At 63.3% G+C, this 18,859-nt stretch carries 15 protein-coding genes; 11 read left to right on the top strand and 4 right to left on the bottom strand.

Annotated elements, in window-relative coordinates:
• Positions 1 to 260 precede the first annotated feature (260 nt).
• The 4 genes from FJ979_RS27240 to FJ979_RS27255 all read left to right on the top strand — a co-directional run bounded on the left by FJ979_RS27240 (position 261) and on the right by FJ979_RS27255 (position 5,367).
• The gene (locus tag FJ979_RS27240; protein ID WP_140498969.1) at positions 261 to 1,007 is read left to right on the top strand and encodes a cytochrome c biogenesis CcdA family protein; all 747 of its coding nucleotides are present in this window, start codon (positions 261 to 263) and stop codon (positions 1,005 to 1,007) included.
• A 157-nt stretch (positions 1,008 to 1,164) separates the two neighbouring features.
• Positions 1,165 to 2,523 (top strand): bifunctional UDP-N-acetylglucosamine diphosphorylase/glucosamine-1-phosphate N-acetyltransferase GlmU, encoded by a 1,359-nt coding sequence (gene glmU / locus FJ979_RS27245; protein ID WP_140584332.1) that lies wholly within the window; start codon positions 1,165 to 1,167, stop codon positions 2,521 to 2,523.
• Between the two features lie 174 nt (positions 2,524 to 2,697).
• Positions 2,698 to 4,521, top strand: coding sequence for a glutamine--fructose-6-phosphate transaminase (isomerizing) (gene glmS / locus FJ979_RS27250; protein ID WP_140560900.1), 1,824 nt, complete (start codon positions 2,698 to 2,700; stop codon positions 4,519 to 4,521).
• A 93-nt stretch (positions 4,522 to 4,614) separates the two neighbouring features.
• Positions 4,615 to 5,367, top strand: a complete 753-nt coding sequence (locus FJ979_RS27255) for a DUF502 domain-containing protein (RefSeq protein WP_140498963.1) — start codon at positions 4,615 to 4,617, stop codon at positions 5,365 to 5,367.
• On the opposite strand, the gene recG is transcribed toward FJ979_RS27255, so the two are convergent.
• Positions 5,319 to 7,427 (bottom strand): ATP-dependent DNA helicase RecG, encoded by a 2,109-nt coding sequence (gene recG / locus FJ979_RS27260; RefSeq protein ID WP_140498961.1) that lies wholly within the window; start codon positions 7,425 to 7,427, stop codon positions 5,319 to 5,321. The two genes, FJ979_RS27255 and recG, sit on opposite strands and share 49 nt — an antisense overlap.
• 92 nt (positions 7,428 to 7,519) lie before the next feature.
• Here recG and FJ979_RS27265 point away from each other — a divergent pair, with 92 nt between their 5' ends.
• From FJ979_RS27265 to FJ979_RS27275, 3 genes are all read left to right on the top strand, one after another.
• The gene (locus FJ979_RS27265; RefSeq protein ID WP_140560962.1) at positions 7,520 to 7,807 is read left to right on the top strand and encodes a succinate dehydrogenase assembly factor 2; all 288 of its coding nucleotides are present in this window, start codon (positions 7,520 to 7,522) and stop codon (positions 7,805 to 7,807) included.
• A gap of 11 nt (positions 7,808 to 7,818) precedes the next feature.
• Complete coding sequence (gene mfd / locus FJ979_RS27270; RefSeq protein ID WP_140560902.1) at positions 7,819 to 11,316, top strand: transcription-repair coupling factor; 3,498 nt, start codon at positions 7,819 to 7,821, stop codon at positions 11,314 to 11,316.
• A gap of 137 nt (positions 11,317 to 11,453) precedes the next feature.
• On the top strand, positions 11,454 to 12,827 hold the full coding sequence (locus FJ979_RS27275) for a 3-deoxy-7-phosphoheptulonate synthase class II (RefSeq protein WP_140515265.1): 1,374 nt from the start codon (positions 11,454 to 11,456) through the stop codon (positions 12,825 to 12,827).
• A gap of 44 nt (positions 12,828 to 12,871) precedes the next feature.
• Here the strand turns inward: FJ979_RS27275 and FJ979_RS27280 are convergent, their stop codons facing one another.
• Positions 12,872 to 13,942 carry a diguanylate cyclase gene (locus tag FJ979_RS27280; protein WP_140584333.1) on the bottom strand — a complete coding sequence of 357 codons (1,071 nt, stop codon included), beginning with the start codon at positions 13,940 to 13,942 and terminating at the stop codon, positions 12,872 to 12,874.
• A 323-nt stretch (positions 13,943 to 14,265) separates the two neighbouring features.
• Between FJ979_RS27280 and FJ979_RS27285 the strand changes: the two genes are divergently transcribed.
• Together FJ979_RS27285 and FJ979_RS27290 are read left to right on the top strand one after the other, a co-directional pair.
• A complete protein-coding gene (locus FJ979_RS27285) occupies positions 14,266 to 14,685 on the top strand; it encodes a GFA family protein (protein WP_140548150.1) in 420 nt (139 codons plus the stop codon).
• A gap of 77 nt (positions 14,686 to 14,762) precedes the next feature.
• On the top strand, positions 14,763 to 15,122 hold the full coding sequence (locus tag FJ979_RS27290) for a diacylglycerol kinase (protein ID WP_140557810.1): 360 nt from the start codon (positions 14,763 to 14,765) through the stop codon (positions 15,120 to 15,122).
• Between the two features lie 22 nt (positions 15,123 to 15,144).
• Here the strand turns inward: FJ979_RS27290 and FJ979_RS27295 are convergent, their stop codons facing one another.
• Positions 15,145 to 15,732 carry a DedA family protein gene (locus tag FJ979_RS27295; protein ID WP_140584334.1) on the bottom strand — a complete coding sequence of 196 codons (588 nt, stop codon included), beginning with the start codon at positions 15,730 to 15,732 and terminating at the stop codon, positions 15,145 to 15,147.
• Complete coding sequence (locus FJ979_RS27300) at positions 15,729 to 16,289, bottom strand: DUF1003 domain-containing protein (RefSeq protein ID WP_140498947.1); 561 nt, start codon at positions 16,287 to 16,289, stop codon at positions 15,729 to 15,731. Before FJ979_RS27300 ends, FJ979_RS27295 begins: the two co-directional genes overlap by 4 nt.
• A gap of 89 nt (positions 16,290 to 16,378) precedes the next feature.
• Here FJ979_RS27300 and FJ979_RS27305 point away from each other — a divergent pair, with 89 nt between their 5' ends.
• Complete coding sequence (locus tag FJ979_RS27305) at positions 16,379 to 17,095, top strand: DNA-3-methyladenine glycosylase I (RefSeq protein ID WP_140584335.1); 717 nt, start codon at positions 16,379 to 16,381, stop codon at positions 17,093 to 17,095.
• Positions 17,096 to 17,157: 62 nt separating this feature from the next.
• A complete protein-coding gene (locus tag FJ979_RS27310) occupies positions 17,158 to 18,834 on the top strand; it encodes an NAD+ synthase (protein WP_140584336.1) in 1,677 nt (558 codons plus the stop codon).
• The last annotated feature ends 25 nt before the right edge of the window (positions 18,835 to 18,859 follow it).

The following is an 18,859-nucleotide window of genomic DNA, read 5'->3' on the forward strand; positions in this document are numbered from 1 at the left end:
AGATCTTGGTGCCGCCGACCTCGGCCTCCTTCCAGGCCTCTGCTGCGAAAGACGCGGCGGTGCTGAGCAAAAGCGCGGCCAACCCTAGTGTCACGGTTTTCATCGAAATCTCCCTGCTGATCCGAGGATGCGCGGCAATCGCGGCCTCGCTCGATCAACGCGCAGGTACCGACGTTTATTCCCGGGCATGCCAACACAATGGTGATTGGCAGAGGGGCCCGGGCGTCGCTATATCGGCGCCGTAAAGTCGGAGTTCTGGAATGGCACTCGATATAGGCTATGTCAGCGCGGTCGGGGCAGGGGCGATCTCGTTCCTGTCGCCTTGCGTGCTGCCGCTGGTGCCGCCCTATCTCTGCTACATGGCCGGCGTGTCGGTCGACGATTTTCGCGGCAATGCCGGGGCAGCCGCCAAAGCCGGCGCCCGTACCGCGCTGCTTTATTCCTCGATTGCCTTCGTGCTCGGCTTCTCGACCGTGTTCGTCGCGCTGGGCGCCGGCGCCTCGAGCATCGGCCGCCTCCTGCGCGTCTGGCAGGAGCCGCTGGCAATGGGCGCCGGCGTGCTGATCATCCTGATGGGGCTGAATTTCCTCGGCATCCTGCGCATTCCGCTTTTGTCGCGCGAGGCGCGTTTCCAGTCGCAGGGCAAACCGGCAAGCGCGGTCGCGGCCTATGTCATGGGACTGGCCTTCGCCTTCGGCTGGACGCCGTGCATCGGCCCGGTGCTGGGGCCGATCCTGACGCTGGCCGGCGGCCGCGAGACAGTGGGCGAAGGCGCATTGCTGCTCGCCGCCTATTCGCTCGGCCTCGGTATCCCATTCCTGATCGCGGCACTGTTTTCCGGCGCCTTCATGCGTTTCCTCGGCAAATTCCGCGTCCATCTCGGCCGCGTCGAGAAGGCGATCGGCGCATTGCTGGTCGTCGCCGGCGTGTTTTTCCTCACCGGCGGGGTGCAGGCCGTGTCGTATTGGCTGCTGGAGAATTTTCCGCTGCTGGGCCGGCTGGGATAAGGCTGTCGGTATCGGGTGCGCACAAGATTGAACCTGTGACCCGCTGATTAAGAGTCGGCTGCTCACCATCTCACCGGAATTTAACCGCATTGGTGCAGCATGGCGCCCACTGCTAGCATGATTTGATCCCCAACGCTTTTCCTATGGTTGTCCTTCCATGAACCAGAGAACATGCCTATCCGTCATCCTCGCCGCCGGCGAAGGCACGCGCATGAAGAGCGCGCTGCCCAAGGTGCTGCACCAGATCGCCGGGCTGCCGATGGTCGCGCATGTGGTCAAGGCGGCCGAGGCAGCGGGCGCCGGCGACCTTGCGCTGGTGATCGGCCACGGCGCCGAGGAGATGCGCAAGGCGGCGCAGAAATTCGCGCCGGAGGTAGAGGCTTTCGTGCAGGAAAAACGCCTCGGCACTGCGCATGCGGTGCTTGCCGCGCGCGCTGCTATATCAAAAGGTTACGACGATGTGCTGGTGATGTTCGGCGACACGCCGCTGATCGATGCGGATGCTCTGACCGTGGCGCGGTTGAGATTGGCGGAAGGAGCCGCCGTCGTGGTGATCGGTTTTCGGCCGCCCAATCCGACCGGTTATGGCAGGCTGATCGAAAAGAGCGGCAAGCTGATTGCCATCCGCGAGGAAAAGGACTGCTCCGAGGAGGAGAAAAAGATCGGTTTCTGCAATGCCGGCATGATGGCGGTGGCCGGCGCTCAGGCCCTGAAACTGCTCGATGCGGTTGGCAACAGGAACGCCAAGGGCGAATACTATCTCACCGATATCGTCGAGCTTGCCAGCAACCAGGGCCTCGATGTCGTCGCCACCGAAGCCAGCTTCGAGAATGCGCTCGGCATCAACAACCGCGCCGAGCTGGCGCAGGCCGAAGGCATCTGGCAGGCACGCCGCCGGCAGGAAGCGATGCTTTCGGGCGTGACGCTGATCGCACCAGAAACGGTGTATTTCTCGCACGACACCGAGATCGGCGCCGATACTATTGTCGAGCCGAACGTCTGGTTCGGGCCCGGTGTGAAGATTGCAGGCGGCGCCAGGATTCACGCCTTCAGCCATATCGAAGGCGCCATCGTCGCCGCTCATTGCGATGTCGGCCCCTTCGCGCGGCTGCGGCCGGGCGCCGATCTCAAACAGAAAGCCAAGGTCGGCAATTTCTGCGAGGTCAAGCAGGCCGTCATCGAGGAGGGCGCCAAGGTCAACCATTTGACCTATATCGGCGACGCGCGGGTGGGCGCCGGGGCCAACATCGGCGCCGGCACGATCACCTGCAATTATGACGGCTATCTGAAGCACTTCACCGATATCGGCGAGGGCGCCTTTGTCGGATCGAATTCCTCGCTTGTCGCGCCGGTCACCATTGGCAAGGGCGGCTATATCGCCTCGGGCAGCGTCATCACCGAAAGCGTGCCCGACGATGCGCTGGCCTTCGGGCGTGCCCGCCAGAAGACGATCCCCGGCAAAGGCAAGGAATTGCGCGAGCGCTTCGCGTCGGCCGCGGTTGCCAAAAAGAGGTAAAACCGGTCTTCAAAAACTGAACGATTGCAGTAACTGGATTGCAAGTGCGCTGTGTCATGATGCATGCGTACGAGACTGTTCCCATTACACGGAACGAAACGCAAAGTAACTTTCGCGAGAGCCCGGCAATCCGTAGATAGCGCCGGGTTCTCCCGGGGATTGGGGACTGTCTGCATGTGCGGTATCGTTGGAATTGTCGGCCATTCGCAGGTTGCGCCGCTCATCGTCGATGCGCTGAAGCGGCTTGAATATCGAGGCTACGATTCGGCCGGCGTCGCCACCATAGAGAAGGGGGCGCTTGGCCGCCGCCGCGCCGAAGGCAAGCTGGTCAATCTCGAGCGCAGGCTGAAGGACGAGCCGCTCGACGGCACGATCGGCATCGGTCACACCCGCTGGGCCACGCATGGCGTGCCGAACGAGACCAACGCGCACCCGCATTTCTCCAATGGCGTCGCCATCGTCCACAACGGCATCATCGAGAATTTCGCCGAGCTGCGCGACGAACTGATCCGCGACGGCTATTCCTTCTCGTCGCAGACCGACACCGAGGTCGTCGCGCATCTGGTGGCGCGGGAAGTCGCCAAAGGCTTGAAGCCGGTCGATGCCGCGCACAAGGCGCTCAAGCGGCTGGAAGGCGCCTTTGCGCTGGCGATCATGTTCACGGGCGACGAGGACCTCATCGTCGGCGCCCGCAACGGCCCGCCGCTGGCGGTCGGCCATGGCGACGGCGAGATGTTCCTGGGCTCCGACGCCATCGCGCTTGCCCCGTTCACCAATTCGATCACCTATCTGGAAGACGGCGACTGGGCGGTGGTGCGCCGCAGCGGTGTCGCCATCTTCGACATCGACGGCGAAAAGGTCGACCGCAAGCGCCAGCAGTCGCTCTCGACCAGCTTCATGGTCGACAAGGGCAATCGCCGCCACTTCATGGAGAAGGAAATCCATGAGCAGCCGGAGGTGATCTCGCACACGCTGGCGCATTATGTCGATTTTGTTTCCGGCGTCTCCAAGCCGCTCGACCTGCCGTTCGACTTTGCTACGATTAACCGGCTGGCGATTTCGGCCTGCGGTACCGCCTATCTCGCCGGACTGATCAGCAAATACTGGTTCGAGCGCTACGCTCGGCTGCCGGTCGACATCGATGTCGCCTCCGAATTTCGCTACCGCGAAATGCCGCTGTCGAAGAACGACGCCGCCTTCTTCATCTCGCAATCGGGCGAGACCGCCGACACGCTGGCCTCGCTGCGCTATTGCCGCAAGGCCGGCATGAAGATCGGCGCCGTCGTCAACGTGCGGGAATCGACCATGGCGCGCGAATCCGACGTCATCTTGCCGACGCTGGCCGGGCCGGAGATCGGTGTCGCCTCGACCAAGGCCTTCACCTGCCAGTTGTCGGTGCTGGCCTCGCTCGCCGTCCGGGCGGGCGTGGCGCGCGGTACGATTTCGCGGGACGAGGAAAAGTCGCTGGTGCGGGCGCTTTCCGAGGCGCCGCGCTATGCCAACCAGGTGCTCAAACTCGAAGAGCAGATCGAACGGATCGCGCGGGACCTGTCGCGCTACAAGGACGTGCTCTATCTCGGACGCGACACCAATTTCCCGCTCGCCATGGAAGGCGCGCTGAAGCTCAAGGAGATCTCCTACATCCACGCCGAGGGCTATGCCGCGGGCGAGTTGAAGCACGGGCCGATCGCGCTTATCGACGAGAACATGCCGGTCATCGTCATCGCGCCGCATGACCGCATCTTCGAGAAGACTGTGTCCAACATGCAGGAGGTGGCGGCGCGCGGCGGCAAGATCATCCTGATCACCGACGCCAAGGGCGCCGCGCAGGCGAGCGTGAAGACGATGGAGACGATCATCCTTCCGGACGTGCCGGAAATCATCTCGCCGATCATCTACGCGCTGCCGATCCAGATGCTGGCCTATTTCGCCGCCGTTTTCATGGGCACCGACGTCGACCAGCCGCGCAATCTGGCGAAATCGGTGACGGTGGAGTAGGCGTTTTTTAAACAGGTGCTTTAAAAACTTCGCAGTTCCAAAGCGCCTTCCGGTTCACTAATGTTTGCGCTGCAACTCGCGCCCCGGTGAACCATGTCAGATGCTCTCAAGACCTCCGGCATGACCCGGCTGAGGAACTATTTCCTCACAGGCTTCGTCGTCTGCGCGCCGCTGGCGATCACCGCCTATATCGCGTGGTCCTTCATCGGTTGGGTGGATTCCTGGGTCAAACCCTATATTCCGGCACGCTACAGTCCCGATACCTATCTGCCGTTCCAGGTTCCGGGGTTCGGGCTGATCGTGGCGCTCGTCCTGATCACGCTGATCGGGTTCATGACCGCCAATATCGTCGGCCGTGCCATCGTCAATTTCGGCGAGCGCCTGCTTGGCCGCATGCCGCTGGTGCGGGGCATCTATCGCTCGCTGAAGCAGATTTTCGAAACCGTGCTGTCGAACAAAGGTGACATGTTCCGCCAGGTCGGCTTGGTCGAATATCCGCGCAAGGGGGTCTGGTCGCTGGTGTTCGTGGCCAGCGAAAAGGAAACCGAGATCAACCAGAAGCTTGACCAGGAAGGCGATCCGCTGACCGCTGTCTTCATGCCTTGCACGCCCAATCCGACGACGGGCTTCCTGATGTATGTGCCGAAATCGGACATCGTGCTGCTCGACATGACGATCGAGGATGGCGCCAAGCTGATCGTCTCGGCCGGGCTGGTGGCGCCGGAGGTGAAAACGAAGCTGGTGATGCTGAATGGCGAGCCGATCACGGGCACCCTGGCCAATCCGCCGCTCGGGCCTTATCCCGCCCGCAGGAGCCGCACCGCCTCGTCGCGGCCGAACAAGTAGAGCAGCAGGCGCAGCGCTTCGCCGCGCTCGGTCTGCAGGTCCGGATCCTGTGACAGGATCAGCCTTGCGTCATCGCGGGCCGCTTCGAGCAGGTCCGCATGCGCCTCGATGCGCGCGACCTGGAAGCCCGGCGTGCCGGACTGACGGGTGCCAAGCAATTCGCCTTCGCCGCGCAGCTTCAGGTCCTCCTCGGCGATCACGAAACCATCCTCGGTCTCGCGCATCACCGACAGGCGCCGCTTGGCCGTTTCGCCTAGCGGATCCTTGTAGAGCAACACGCAGGACGAAGGCTTGTCGCCGCGCCCGACGCGGCCGCGCAACTGGTGCAGCTGGGCGAGGCCGAAACGTTCGGCGTGTTCGATGACCATGATGGTCGCGTCCGGCACGTCGACGCCGACCTCGATGACGGTTGTGGCAATCAGGATACGTGTCTCGCCCTGCTTGAAGGCGCGCATCGCTTCGTCCTTCTCGGCGCCCTTCATGCGGCCGTGGACAAGGCCGATCCGGTCGCCGAACAGCGGCTTCAGGGAAGCAAAGCGGTCCTCGGCCGACATCAGCTTTATCTCTTCGGATTCTTCCACAAGCGGGCATATCCAGTAGATTTTCTGGCCGCCGGCCACCGCTTCCACCATGCGATCGACGAGTTCGTCCAGCCGCTCAAGCGGCAGCGTAACGGTGCGGATCGGCTGCCGGCCGGCCGGCTTTTCCGTCAGCTTGGAGACGTCCATGTCGCCGAAGGCGGTCAGCACCAGCGTGCGCGGAATGGGGGTTGCCGTCATCACCAGCATGTCTGGCGCGTCGCCCTTGGCGGTGATGGCAAGCCGCTGGTGAACGCCGAAGCGATGCTGCTCGTCAACGACGGCAAGGACCAGGTCGTGGAACGCCACCGTTTCCTGGAACAGCGCGTGCGTGCCGATGACGATGTCGATCTCGCCGCCGGCCAGCCCCGCCAGCGTTTCGGCGCGTTCGCGGCCCTTTTCGCGACCGGTGAGGATGGCCGTGCGCATGCCTGCCCGTTCCGCCAAGGGAGCGATCGTCGCCAGATGCTGGCGCGCCAGGATCTCTGTCGGCGCCATCAGGGCAGCCTGGCCGCCAGCCTCGACGGCACGCGCCATGGCCAGCAGCGCAACGACCGTCTTGCCGGAGCCGACGTCGCCTTGCAGGAGGCGCAGCATGCGCTCGGGGTCGGCGAGGTCGGCATTGATTTCGGCGAGCGCGAATTCCTGGGACGCGGTCAACGAATAGGGCAAGGCCGCGCGCAGCTTCTCGACGACCTGGCCGTCGCCGGTGAGTGGCCGGCCGGACAGCCTGCGAACCCTCGACCGGACCAGGGCCAGCGACACCTGGCCCGCCAGCAACTCGTCATAGGCAAGACGCCGCCATGCGGCGCCTTCGATGGCGACATCGATCGGGTCCGCGGGATGATGGATGCGGGCCAGCGCGTCACCGAAAGACGGGAAACTCTGGCGGCGCATGAAAGCACCATCCTGCCACTCAGGCAGTTCCGGCAGACGGCCGAGCGCCTGGCCGATGGCGCGGCGCAGCACCTTGCCGGACAGCCCCGCCGTGAGCGGATAGACCGGCTCGACCAGCGGCAGGTTTTCGGCGTCGCCGGCCAAGGCGATATGATCCGGGTGGACCATGGTCGGGCGCCCGTTGAACCATTCCATGCGTCCGGAGACCACGACATGCTCGCCCACAGGCATCGATTTTTCCAGATAGGCAGCATGGGCGTGGAAGAAGGTCAGCGCCACTTCGCCGGTATCGTCATGGGCGTAGACCCGGTAAGGCACCGACCTGTTGCCGCGCGGCGGCGGCTGGTGGCGGTCGATGCGCAGGTCGAGCGTGACGATGGCGCCTTCGGCCGAGCCGGCAATGCCCGGCCGGTTGCGGCGGTCGATGACGGTATGCGGCAGCACGAACAGAAGATCGCCGGCGCGCGCCGCTCGGTCGCCGAGATCGGCCGCGACGACTTTTTCGATCAGCGCGCCGACCTTCGGCCCGACACCGGCGAGCGACGTGATCGGGACGAAAAGCGGGTCAAGGATGGAAGGACGCATGATGTCAGCTTATGTCGCGACGGCTGCAGCGCAAGGCTGACAGCCCCTTCTATCCACGCTATATGCGCCGCAGCAAGCGAGGATGCGGCACAATGACGGGAACGAAACGATCAAGCGAGGGGCTCGACGCCCGCCGCCGCAAGCTCTTGTTCCGCTCCTGGCACCGCGGCATGCGCGAGATGGACCTTATCCTCGGCACCTTCGCCGATGCTGAGATCGGCGCCTTGACCGGCGATGAAATCGACCAATATGAAAAGCTCCTCGATATTCCCGACACCGAGTTCCTGCCCTTGATCACCGGCGAACGTCCTGTTTCCGCCGAAATTGATTGTGCGGTCCTGCAAAAAATCATGGCTTCACGCCGGACAATGACCTTTTGAAGAACGCTTCCATGAGCCTCATTCCCACCATCGGCTTGCCGAAAGGCCGTGCCGGCCAGTTCATCGTCGACGGCGTCGCCGACGGCTATGAAGCCTTCGCGCTGGTGCAGGCGGCGCACGAGATCGCGCCCGACAAGCCGGTGCTGTTCGTGGCGCGCGACGGGCAGCGCCTGCCGGCAATCACAGAGGCGCTGGCCTTTGCCGCTCCCGGCCTGCCCGTGCTGGAACTGCCCGCCTGGGACTGCCTGCCCTATGACCGCGTCTCGCCCGGCTCGGATGCGGCCGCCCGGCGGCTCGACGCGCTCGCCGCCATGATCGCGCTGGCGAGGAAGCCGCATCGCGCCGTCATTCTCACCACCGCCAATGCGCTGCTCCAGCGCATTCCGCCCGCGGATCTCATCGAGGCGCAGACCTTCCACGCCAAACCTGGCAACCAGGTCGATATGAACGCGCTGGTGTCGCGGCTGGAGACATCGGGCTTCGAGCGGGTGCCGACGGTGCGCGGCATCGGCGAGTTCGCCGTGCGCGGCGGCATCCTCGACCTTTTCGCACCCGGCTGGGCCGAGGCGCTGAGGCTGGATTTCTTCGGCGATACGCTGGAATCGATCCGCGTCTTCGACGTGGCCACGCAGCGCACCACCGGGCAGCGCAAGTCCATGGCGCTCCAGGCGATGAGCGAGGTGGCGCTGACGCCGGAGACGATCAGCCGCTTCCGCCGCGCCTATATCGAAGCGTTCGGCGCGCCGTCGCGTGACGATGGGCTTTACGCCGCGGTCAGCGAAGGTCGGCGCTTCGCGGGCATGGAACATTGGCTGCCGTTCTTCTACGAGCGGTTGGAGACCGTGTTCGACTATCTGCCGGACACGCCTGTCGTTTTCGACCATCTGGCGCATGAAGCGCTTGCCGAACGCCACACGCTGATCCTCGATCACTACGAGGCGCGCAAAAAGCAGGCCGAAGGTGCGCTGAAGGACGCGGTGCCCTACAAGCCGGTGGCGCCGGACCTGCTTTACCTCTCGCCGGAAAATCTCGTCGCTTCTCTCGGACCGCGCGAAGCGATCGACTTCACCGCCTTCGACGCACCGGATGCGGGAGCGAGAAAGGTCTTCCACGCCGGCTCGCGCCATGGCCGCAGCTTCGCGGAAGAGCGCGCCGACCCCAACGTCAATGTCTTCGACGTGGCGGTGAAGCACATCGCCGACGAACGCGCGGCACGCCGCCGCGTCATTGTCGCCGGCTGGACCGAGGGCTCGCTCGACCGGCTCGGCCAAATTCTCGCCGAACATCGTCTGGGCAATCTTGCGCCGGTGGCGACCTTGGCGGAGGCGGAGAAACTCGAGCCGGGGCAGGCGGCGTTGGCCGTGCTGCCGCTGGAATCCGGTTTCGAGACCGAAAGACTGGTCGTCGTCGCCGAACAGGACATTTTGGGCGACCGGCTGATCCGGCGCTCCAAGCGCAAGAAGCGCGCGTCCGACTTCATTGCCGAAGCCTCGGCCCTGTCGGCTGGCGACATCGTCGTCCATGCCGACCACGGCATTGGCCGCTTCATCGGCCTGCGCACAATCGAAGCCGTCGGGGCGCCGCATGATTGCCTGGAAATCCACTATGCCGGCGACGACCGGCTGTTCCTGCCGGTGGAAAACATCGAGCTCCTGTCGCGCTACGGCTCCGATACAGCCGAGGCGACACTCGACAAACTCGGCGGCGGCGCCTGGCAATCGCGCAAGGCGCGGCTGAAGAAACGCCTGCTCGACATGGCCGGGCAGTTGATCCGCATCGCCGCCGAACGGCAGATGCGCGCTGCACCCCCGCTGGTGCCGGCGGAAGGCCTCTATGGCGAGTTCGCCGCGCGCTTCCCCTATGAGGAGACCGATGACCAGCAGACGGCGATCGATTCCGTCAGGGACGATCTGGCGGCCGGCAAGCCGATGGACCGGCTGATCTGCGGCGATGTCGGTTTCGGCAAGACCGAGGTGGCGCTGCGCGCCGCCTTCATCGCGGCGATGGAAGGGTTCCAGGTGGCGGTCGTCGTGCCGACAACCCTGTTGTCCCGCCAGCATTTCAAGACCTTCTCGCAGCGCTTTTCCGGCCTGCCGATCCGCGTCGCCCAGGCATCGCGGCTGGTCGGCGCAAAGGATCTGGCAGAGACCAAGAAGGGCATTGCCGAAGGGACGGTGGATATCGTGGTCGGCACCCACGCGCTGCTCGGCAGCGCGATCTCGTTCAAGAATCTCGGCCTCCTGATCATCGATGAAGAGCAGCATTTTGGCGTCAAGCACAAGGAACGGCTGAAGGACCTGAAGACCGACGTCCACGTGCTGACGCTGTCGGCGACGCCTATCCCGCGCACGCTGCAACTGGCATTGACCGGCGTGCGCGAACTGTCGCTGATCGCCACGCCGCCGGTCGACCGCATGGCGGTGCGCACCTTCATCTCGCCCTTCGATCCGCTGGTCATTCGCGAGACGTTGTTGCGCGAGCGTTATCGCGGCGGCCATTCCTTCTATGTCGTGCCGCGCATCAGCGATCTGGCGGAAATCCATGATTTCCTGAACCAATCCGTGCCGGAACTGAAGGTGGCGGTGGCCCATGGCCAGATGCCGCCGGGCGAACTCGACGACATCATGAACGCCTTCTACGACGGCCAGTACGACGTTCTCTTGTCGACCACCATCGTCGAATCCGGCCTCGACATCCCGACCGCCAACACGCTGATCGTTCATCGCGCCGACATGTTCGGCCTGTCGCAGCTCTATCAGTTGCGCGGCCGTGTCGGGCGCTCGAAGGTGCGCGCCTACGCACTGTTCACACTGCCGGCCAACCGCAAGCTGACCGACACCGCCGAACGTCGACTGAAAGTGCTGCAGTCGCTCGACACGCTGGGCGCCGGCTTCCAGCTCGCCAGCCACGATCTCGATATTAGAGGCGCAGGCAATCTGCTCGGCGAAGAGCAGTCCGGCCACATCAAGGAAGTCGGCTTCGAGCTCTACCAGCAGATGCTGGAGGAGGCGGTCGCGGAGGTGAAGGATTCCGGCGAGGTGCTGGATGGCGGCTGGTCGCCGCAGATCGCCGTCGGCACGGCGGTGATGATCCCGGAGAGCTATGTGCCGGACCTGCAGCTCAGGCTGGCGCTCTATCGGCGTCTCGGCGACCTCGAGAGCACCGAGGAAATCGATGCTTTCGGCGCCGAGCTGATCGACCGTTTCGGCCCGATGCCGGAGGAGGTGAAGCATCTCCTCAAGATCGTCTTCATCAAGGCGCTCTGCCGCAAGGCCAATGTCGAGAAGCTCGACGCCGGGCCGAAGGGCGTCGTCATCCATTTCCGCAAGCGCGAATTCCCCAACCCGGTCGGATTGGTCAAGTTCATCGGCGAGCAGGGCTCGCTGGCCAAGATCCGACCCGACCAAAGCGTCGTCTTCACCCGCGACTGGCCAACGGCGGAAAAGCGTTTGGCCGGATCGGCTGTCGTCATGACGCAACTGGCGCGGCTGGTGGAGAAGGCGGCGTAGCCGGTCCGCACCATTCGCCAGCGCTGAAATTCCGGTCTAGAATAGGAAATCGGCTTCGTGTATGGAGCCGCCACCCCACATAGGGGGCTGGAAATGGCGGGCGAGGGTGCTCGCCGGAAAGAGCGTTGGGTGCAGCGATGACGAAATGGTCGCCGAATTCGTGGAGGGCAAAGCCGATCAAGCAGGTCCCTGCTTATCCGGACCTTGCCGCGCTGAAGAACACGGAGGCCCAGCTCGCCACCTTTCCGCCGCTGGTTTTTGCCGGCGAGGCGCGCAAGCTGAAGAAGCAACTGGCCAGCGTTGCCGCCGGCGAGGCGTTCCTGCTCCAGGGCGGCGACTGCGCCGAGAGCTTTGCCGAACATGGCGCGGACAACATCCGCGACTTCTTCCGCGTCTTCCTGCAAATGTCGGTGGTGCTGACCTTCGCCGGTGCGCAGCCGGTGGTGAAGATCGGCCGCGTTGCGGGCCAGTTCGCCAAGCCACGCTCGTCCGACAACGAGACCAAGGGCGAGGTGACGCTGCCGAGCTATCGCGGCGACATCATCAATGGCATCGAATTCGACCTCAAGTCGCGCATTCCCGATCCTGCCCGCCAGGAAATGGCGTACCGTCAGTCGGCGGCAACGCTCAATCTTTTGCGCGCCTTCGCGCAGGGCGGCTACGCCAGCCTGGAGAATGTGCATCGCTGGATGCTCGGCTTCGTCTCCGACAGCCCGCAGGCCGAAAAATACGAGTCGCTTGCCAACCGCATCACCGAGACGATGGATTTCATGCGCGCGGTCGGCATCACCTCCGAAACCAATTTCGCGCTGCGCGAGACTGATTTCTATACCAGCCACGAGGCGCTGCTGCTCGGCTATGAGGAAGCGCTGACGCGTGTCGATTCGACCTCCGGCGACTGGTACGCGACGTCTGGCCACATGATCTGGATCGGTGACCGCACCCGCCAGCCCGACCATGCGCATGTCGAATATTGCCGCGGCATCAAGAACCCGCTCGGCCTGAAATGCGGCCCGTCGCTGACGCCGGACGGCTTGCTGGAACTGATCGACCTGCTCAACCCCGAGAACGAGCCAGGCAGGCTGACGCTGATCGCGCGCTTCGGTTCCGACAAGGTCGCCGAGCATCTGCCGAAGCTGGTGCGGGCGGTGCAGAAGGAAGGCCGCAGCGTCGTCTGGTCGTCAGACCCGATGCATGGCAATACGATCGAAGCGGCCGGCTACAAGACGCGGCCGTTCGACCGCATCCTGAAGGAGGTGCAGACGTTCTTCGAGGTGCACCGCGCCGAAGGCACGCATCCGGGCGGCATCCATGTCGAGATGACCGGCAAGAACGTGACTGAATGCACCGGCGGCGCCCGCGCCATCACCGCCGAGGAATTGCAGGACCGCTATCACACCCATTGCGACCCGCGCCTCAATGCCGACCAGGCCATCGAACTGGCGTTCCTGGTGTCGGACCTGCTCAAGAAAAGCCACCCGGTGCAACACAAGCAGGTCGCCAACGGCTGACCCGTCCAAAGCAGTTCACAGGAAAAGCGCTTCCTGCCGAAAAATCAGTCTTGCTTGTAGAGCAGCCAGCTCTTGCCGGCGCGGCCCGCCATTGCCGAATGCCTGGTCACGCGGTTACGGCCGCTGACCTTTGAGCGGTAAAGCGCCCGGTCTGCCTTGCTGTAGAGGTCTTCAGGGCCCTCGGCTTCGGATGCCATGCAGATTCCCATCGAGACGGTGACGGTGCCGTAATTCATGCCGGTCTGGCTGCTAGTGAAAGGCGACTGCTCGATCAGCGCGCGAATGCGTTCGGCGATTTCGTAGGTGGCGTCCTCGCTTGCGCCCTCGACGATCAGCGCGAATTCCTCGCCGCCGGTGCGGGCGACGAACATGTCGGCGCGAATGCTGGTCTGGAATATATCGGCGATGATCTGGAGGATCTTGTCGCCGACGGGATGGCCGTACCTGTCGTTGATGTCCTTGAACCGATCGATGTCGGCGAGGATCAATGCATTGAACAGGATGCCTTTGTTGCTGTTGTAGATCCTGGTGATTTCCTTGTCGAAGGCGCGACGGTTCCAGATTTGCGTGAGGGGGTCGGTGTCGGCCAGGCGCTTGTATTCCTCGAGCTTCGACTTGACGCTTTCCAGTTCCGCGGTCTTGTCGCTGAGCGTCGAGGCAACTTGCCGGCCATGATCGATCGTCGAATTGGTGGCGACCGCCATGGCGTTGACGATCTTCTGCAGAACATCCGGCGACAGCAGGCTGTTTCTGCCGAGTCCGCTCGACGTTTCGTTGAGGATCCTGCCGTATTTCTCGATGTGGCTGCGCTCGCTCCTCAGCAGCGAAGCGATGTCCTCAAGTTCATTGGCGATGACTTCCCTGGCATGCTCGACGATGCCGGAGCCATGGTTCTGGGCAAAGAAGGCGCGTCCGATCCGGTCGAGGTCGTCCTGTGTCGGTCGGCCGCTCAGCGACACGACGGCAAGGCTGAGCTCGCGATTGGATCCGCTCAAGGCCTCGTAGAAGATCTCGTAATTGCGTGGCAGGCCGAGCACGCCGAGCTGGCGCATTGTGGCGAGGACGGTGCTCGCAATATCGGTGCTTCGTTCGCTCTGGGCGGCTGCCGGCTGCATGTTCTGTTCACTCTTCCCCGGGAACACGCTGCATTCGCAGGCATCCAATGTCGCCGACCTGGGGAACGCTGGCCATTCCAGTCCATCTTGCGAAGAAGGCGCGTCCCCACTCACGACTTTCGCTTGCGAGGATCATAGATGCAGCAGCGCTAAAGTTTCCTTAATCCGCTGAATCCGGCCTGTTTTTCGCTGATTCCGGCTGGACAGGCCTTCATCCGTGAACAAACAATTCCCGAGCGTGCCAAATGCATGTCGCATTTTCTTGCGCGCAGCCATCGAAAAGCTGGGATCCTGTCAGCAGCGATTTCTTTTGGGATGGTGCGATGAGTGAAAATCATACGGGATCGTGTCTCTGCGGAGCGGTTCGCTTCAGGACGCGAGGGCCGTTGCGCGGCGTCATCTATTGCCATTGCTCGCAATGTCGCAAGCAGAGTGGACATTTCTATGCCGCAACCAATGTCCCGGACGCCAATATTGATATCGACGGCGCCGACAACATCACCTGGTATGAGGCGTCCGCCTTCGCCGGGCGCGGTTTTTGCAAGACATGCGGATCGCTGCTTTTCTGGAAACCGCGGGACGACGCCTATGTTTCGGTTCTGGCGGGATCGTTCGATGAACCGACAGGCCTCGAGGGCCAATGCCACATATTCGTGGGTGACAAGGGCGATTATTATTCGATCGACGACGCGCTGCCTCAATTCGAGAAGTCGACCCCATCGGTGAAGGTCGCCGACGAATGAATTTTGGGCGAGCCAGCTTATTCCATTGATCGGGCCATTGCTTTATCCCGTGCCGGTGATTCGCAAAGGGGTTTGGCATGCAGCGGCTGATCGACGCTTATTTCAACTCGCTGCGGGCGTTCCGCAAGCTGGCCGCAACTGAAAAAGCTTTCCAGCAGGAGCTGGCGCTGCTCGCCCTTGCCCTTCCGATCGGCTGGTTCGTTTCGGTGTCGTGGCGCGGCTACGCGCTGCTGATCGGCGCGGTGCTGCTCCTGATCATGGTCGAGGTGCTGAACACCGGCATCGAAGCGGCCTGCGATGCCTTTAGCCGCGAATTCAATGTCGACATCCAGCTGGCCAAGGACTGCGGTTCGCTGGCGGTACTGATCTCCGTGGCGATCGTCGCCGGCGTCTGGGGCATCGCGATCATCGAGCGTATCGTCGGGCTGCCGATCTGAGCTTTCGACCGCCGGCCGGCGGTCAGTTTTCCCTGGCGCATTCCTTTCGGGCGAAATGGCGGGCGATGAGCCAGGCGAGTACGGCCACGGCCAGGCCGATAGCCAGGCCCACCAATATCCGCTCATGGCGAAGCAGCGCCTGGCCGATGAAATGCTCGGCGCCCAACCCGAAGACATAGCCGATGGTGCTGAACAGCACCGCCCAGACCGCCGAGGAAATGGCGTTCAAGACGATGAAGCGGGGTGCTGCGATGTTCGACAGGCCGGCCGCGATGCCACCGACCAGGCGCATGCCATAGACGTAGCGGTTCGACAGCACGAAGATGTTGGGATGGGTGTTGAGCAGACGATAGGCGCGGCGGAAGCCGGGCCGCTTGCGCAACCCGACGACATAGCGATGGTCCGCGAAACTTCTCCCCAGGATGAAGAAGCAGGTGTCGCCGGCGAAGGCCCCAAGCGCTGCCACGACGACAGTCTGCCAGAGGACGAAGATATGCTGATGGGCGAAGAAGCCGCCGAGTATGGCGGCACTCTCGCCCTCGGCGACACAGCCCAGAAAAACGGCGATCAGCCCGTATTGTTCGATGAAATGATGGATCGCGTCGCTCATGACGGCGATTGCTGCGACAGCCTCTCGTCGATCCGCTTGACCAGTTCGGTCAGCCGCACGATCTCGTCGCGCATGCCGATGATCTGGCCGTGGCGCATTTCGTCCAGCTTTTCATGCAGCGCCATGATCTCGATCTCGGCCTTCAGATTGACCTCGTAGTCGTGGGCGGCATCGATGCGGTCGCGCTCGGTCTGGCGGTTCTGCGCCATCATGATCACCGGCGCCTGCAGCGCCGCGACCATGGACAGGACGAGATTGAGGAAGATGAACGGGTAGGGATCGAAGGCGTCGCGCGCCAGAAGCCAGGCATTGGCTGATGTCCAGACGATCAGGAAGGCAATGAAGCCAAGGATGAACGACCAGGAACCGCCGATGCGGGCAATGCTATCGGCAAGGCGGTCGCCAAAGGTCTGGTGGAAGGCGACGGCCTTGTTGGTGTCCCTGGAGATCGTTGTGCGCTCGAGCGTCGACTGCAGCACCCGGTTCTCCAGGGCACTGAGACCGTCCGGCTTTCGTCTCAGCCAGCGGTTCGCCAGATCGTCGATCGTCTTGTTCATGGCCGTCTCCAAGGGCTTGGCTGGCGATAGAGGTAGAGGCTGCCGGGCCGCGCGGGAAGTGCTAGATTTGATGGGAACCGGAGGGACTTATGGTCGACTTCAAGAAAATTCGCGCTTGCGCCGCAAAGCGCAAGGGCGGCGAGGAGGAACTGGTCTCGCTGCTCGGGCCGATTCCCGACAACGCCGCCGTGGCCGATATAGGGGACGACCGTATTCTGTCGACGATGGCCGAGCGCGTCTTCGCCGCCGGTTTCGTCTGGCGCGTCATCGAGCAGAAATGGCCCGGATTCGAAGAGGCGTTCCTGCGCTTCGAGCCGAAGCGGTTGCTGTTCCAGCCAGACGATTTCTGGCACGAATTGGCGTCCGACCAGCGCATCGTGCGCAATCCACAGAAGATCAAATCCGTTCGCGACAACGCCGCCTTCGTCGAGCGCGTGTCAAAAGAGCATGGCGGCTTCGGCACATTCCTCGCCGAGTGGCCCGCCGACGACCAGGTCGGGCTGATGGCCTATCTCGGCAAGCATGGGAGCCGGCTCGGCGGCAATACCGGCCAGTATTTCCTGCGCTGGCTGGGCTGGGATGCCTTCGTCATTTCGGCCGACATGGCGGCCGCCCTTCGCGATGCCGGGCTCGATATCGCCGAAAGACCGACGTCGAAGAAGGATCTCGACAAGATCCAGGCCCAGGTCAACCGTTGGGTTGCGGATACCGGCCTGCCGCGCCGGCACATTTCGCGCATCCTGGCGATGTCGATCGGGGAGAACCATTCGCCGCAGGCGCTGCGCGACTATATGGGCAACGACTGATGTCGAAATTGGCCCAAGCAAACGCCATTGCGGGGCGAATTTTGCCGCGCTAAGTCAGCAGCATGACCAAGAAGCCCGACATACTGCGCATCGCCGTTGCCCAGCTCAATCCGACAGTCGGCGACGTCGCCGGCAATCTCGCCAAGGCCCGCGAGGCGAGGGCGGATGCCGCGCGTCAAGGCGCCGATCTCGTGCTCTATACCGAGCTTTTCCTCGCCGGCTATCCGCCTGAGGATCTGGTGCTGAAGCCCGCCTTCCTGAAGGCCTGCGAGCGGGCCGCGCAGGAGATCGCCGCCGACACCGCCGATGGCGGTCCCGGCGTCATCATCGGCACGCCGCTGAAGCGCAAGACCGGAACCCACAACTCGATCGTCTTCGCCGATGGGGGCAAGATCATCGCCGAGCGCTATAAGCTCGATCTGCCGAATTATGGCGAGTTCGACGAGAAGCGCGTCTTCCAGGCCGGACCGGAGATCCAGGGGCCTGTCAATTTCCGCGGCGTGCGTCTGGGAATCCCGATCTGCGAGGACATCTGGGGCGACATCGGCGTCTGCGAGACGCTGGCCGAGAGCGGCGCGGAAATCCTGCTGGTGCCGAACGGTTCGCCCTATTACCGCGCCAAGATCGATGTGCGCCACCAGGTCGTCATCCGCCAAGTCATCGAATGCGGGCTGCCGATGATCTATGCAAACCAGCTCGGCGGCCAGGACGAGCTGATCTTCGACGGCGCGTCGTTTGCCATAGGTGCCGACAAGCGGCTTGCTTTCCAGATGAGCCAGTTCGAGGAGGCGGTCGACATCACCACCTGGAGGAGACAGGGCGAAAACTGGGTCTGTTCGGAAGGACCGATGTCGAAGATCCCCGAACGGGAGGAGGCCGACTATCGCGCCTGCATGCTGGGCTTGCGCGACTACGTCAACAAGAACGGTTTCAAGAACGTCGTGCTCGGCCTGTCGGGCGGCATCGATTCGGCCATCTGCGCGGCCCTTGCCGTCGATGCGCTGGGCGAGGAGCGGCTGCGCGCGGTGATGATGCCTTACCGCTATACGTCGAAGGATTCGCTTAGGGATGCCGAGGACTGTGCCCGCGCACTCGGCTGCCGCTATGACATCGTGCCGATCTTCGAGCCGGTCGAAGGTTTCCTTCATGCGCTGACGCAGCTTTTCGAAGGCACCAAGGAAGGCATCACCGAGGAGAACTTGCAGAGCCGCGCGCGCGGCACCATCCTGATGGCGATTTCCAACAAATTCGGCTCGATGGTGGTTACGACAGGCAACAAGAGCGAGATGTCGGTCGGCTATGCAACGCTCTATGGCGACATGAATGGGGGCTTCAATCCGATCAAGGACCTGTACAAGATGCAGGTCTATGCACTGTCGCGCTGGCGCAACAGCCACGTGCCGCCGGGCGCGCTCGGACCGTCGGGCGAGGTGATCCCGAAGAACATCATCGACAAGGCGCCGTCGGCGGAACTGCGCGAGAACCAGACCGATCAGGATTCGCTGCCGCCCTATCCGGTGCTGGACGACATCCTCGAATGCCTGGTCGAGAACGAGATGGGCGTCGACGACATCGTCGCGCGCGGCCATGACCGGGCGACGGTGATGCGCATCGAGCACCTGCTCTACGTCGCCGAATACAAACGCCGGCAGGCGGCGCCCGGCGTGAAGATCACCAGGAAGAATTTCGGCCGCGACCGCCGTTATCCCATCACCAACCGGTTTAGGGACCGCGGCTAGACACCGTTCCGGCCGAAAATTCGCG

Origin of the sequence: Mesorhizobium sp. B1-1-6, assembly GCF_006443035.1 — a bacterium.
Lineage (GTDB): Bacteria > Pseudomonadota > Alphaproteobacteria > Rhizobiales > Rhizobiaceae > Mesorhizobium.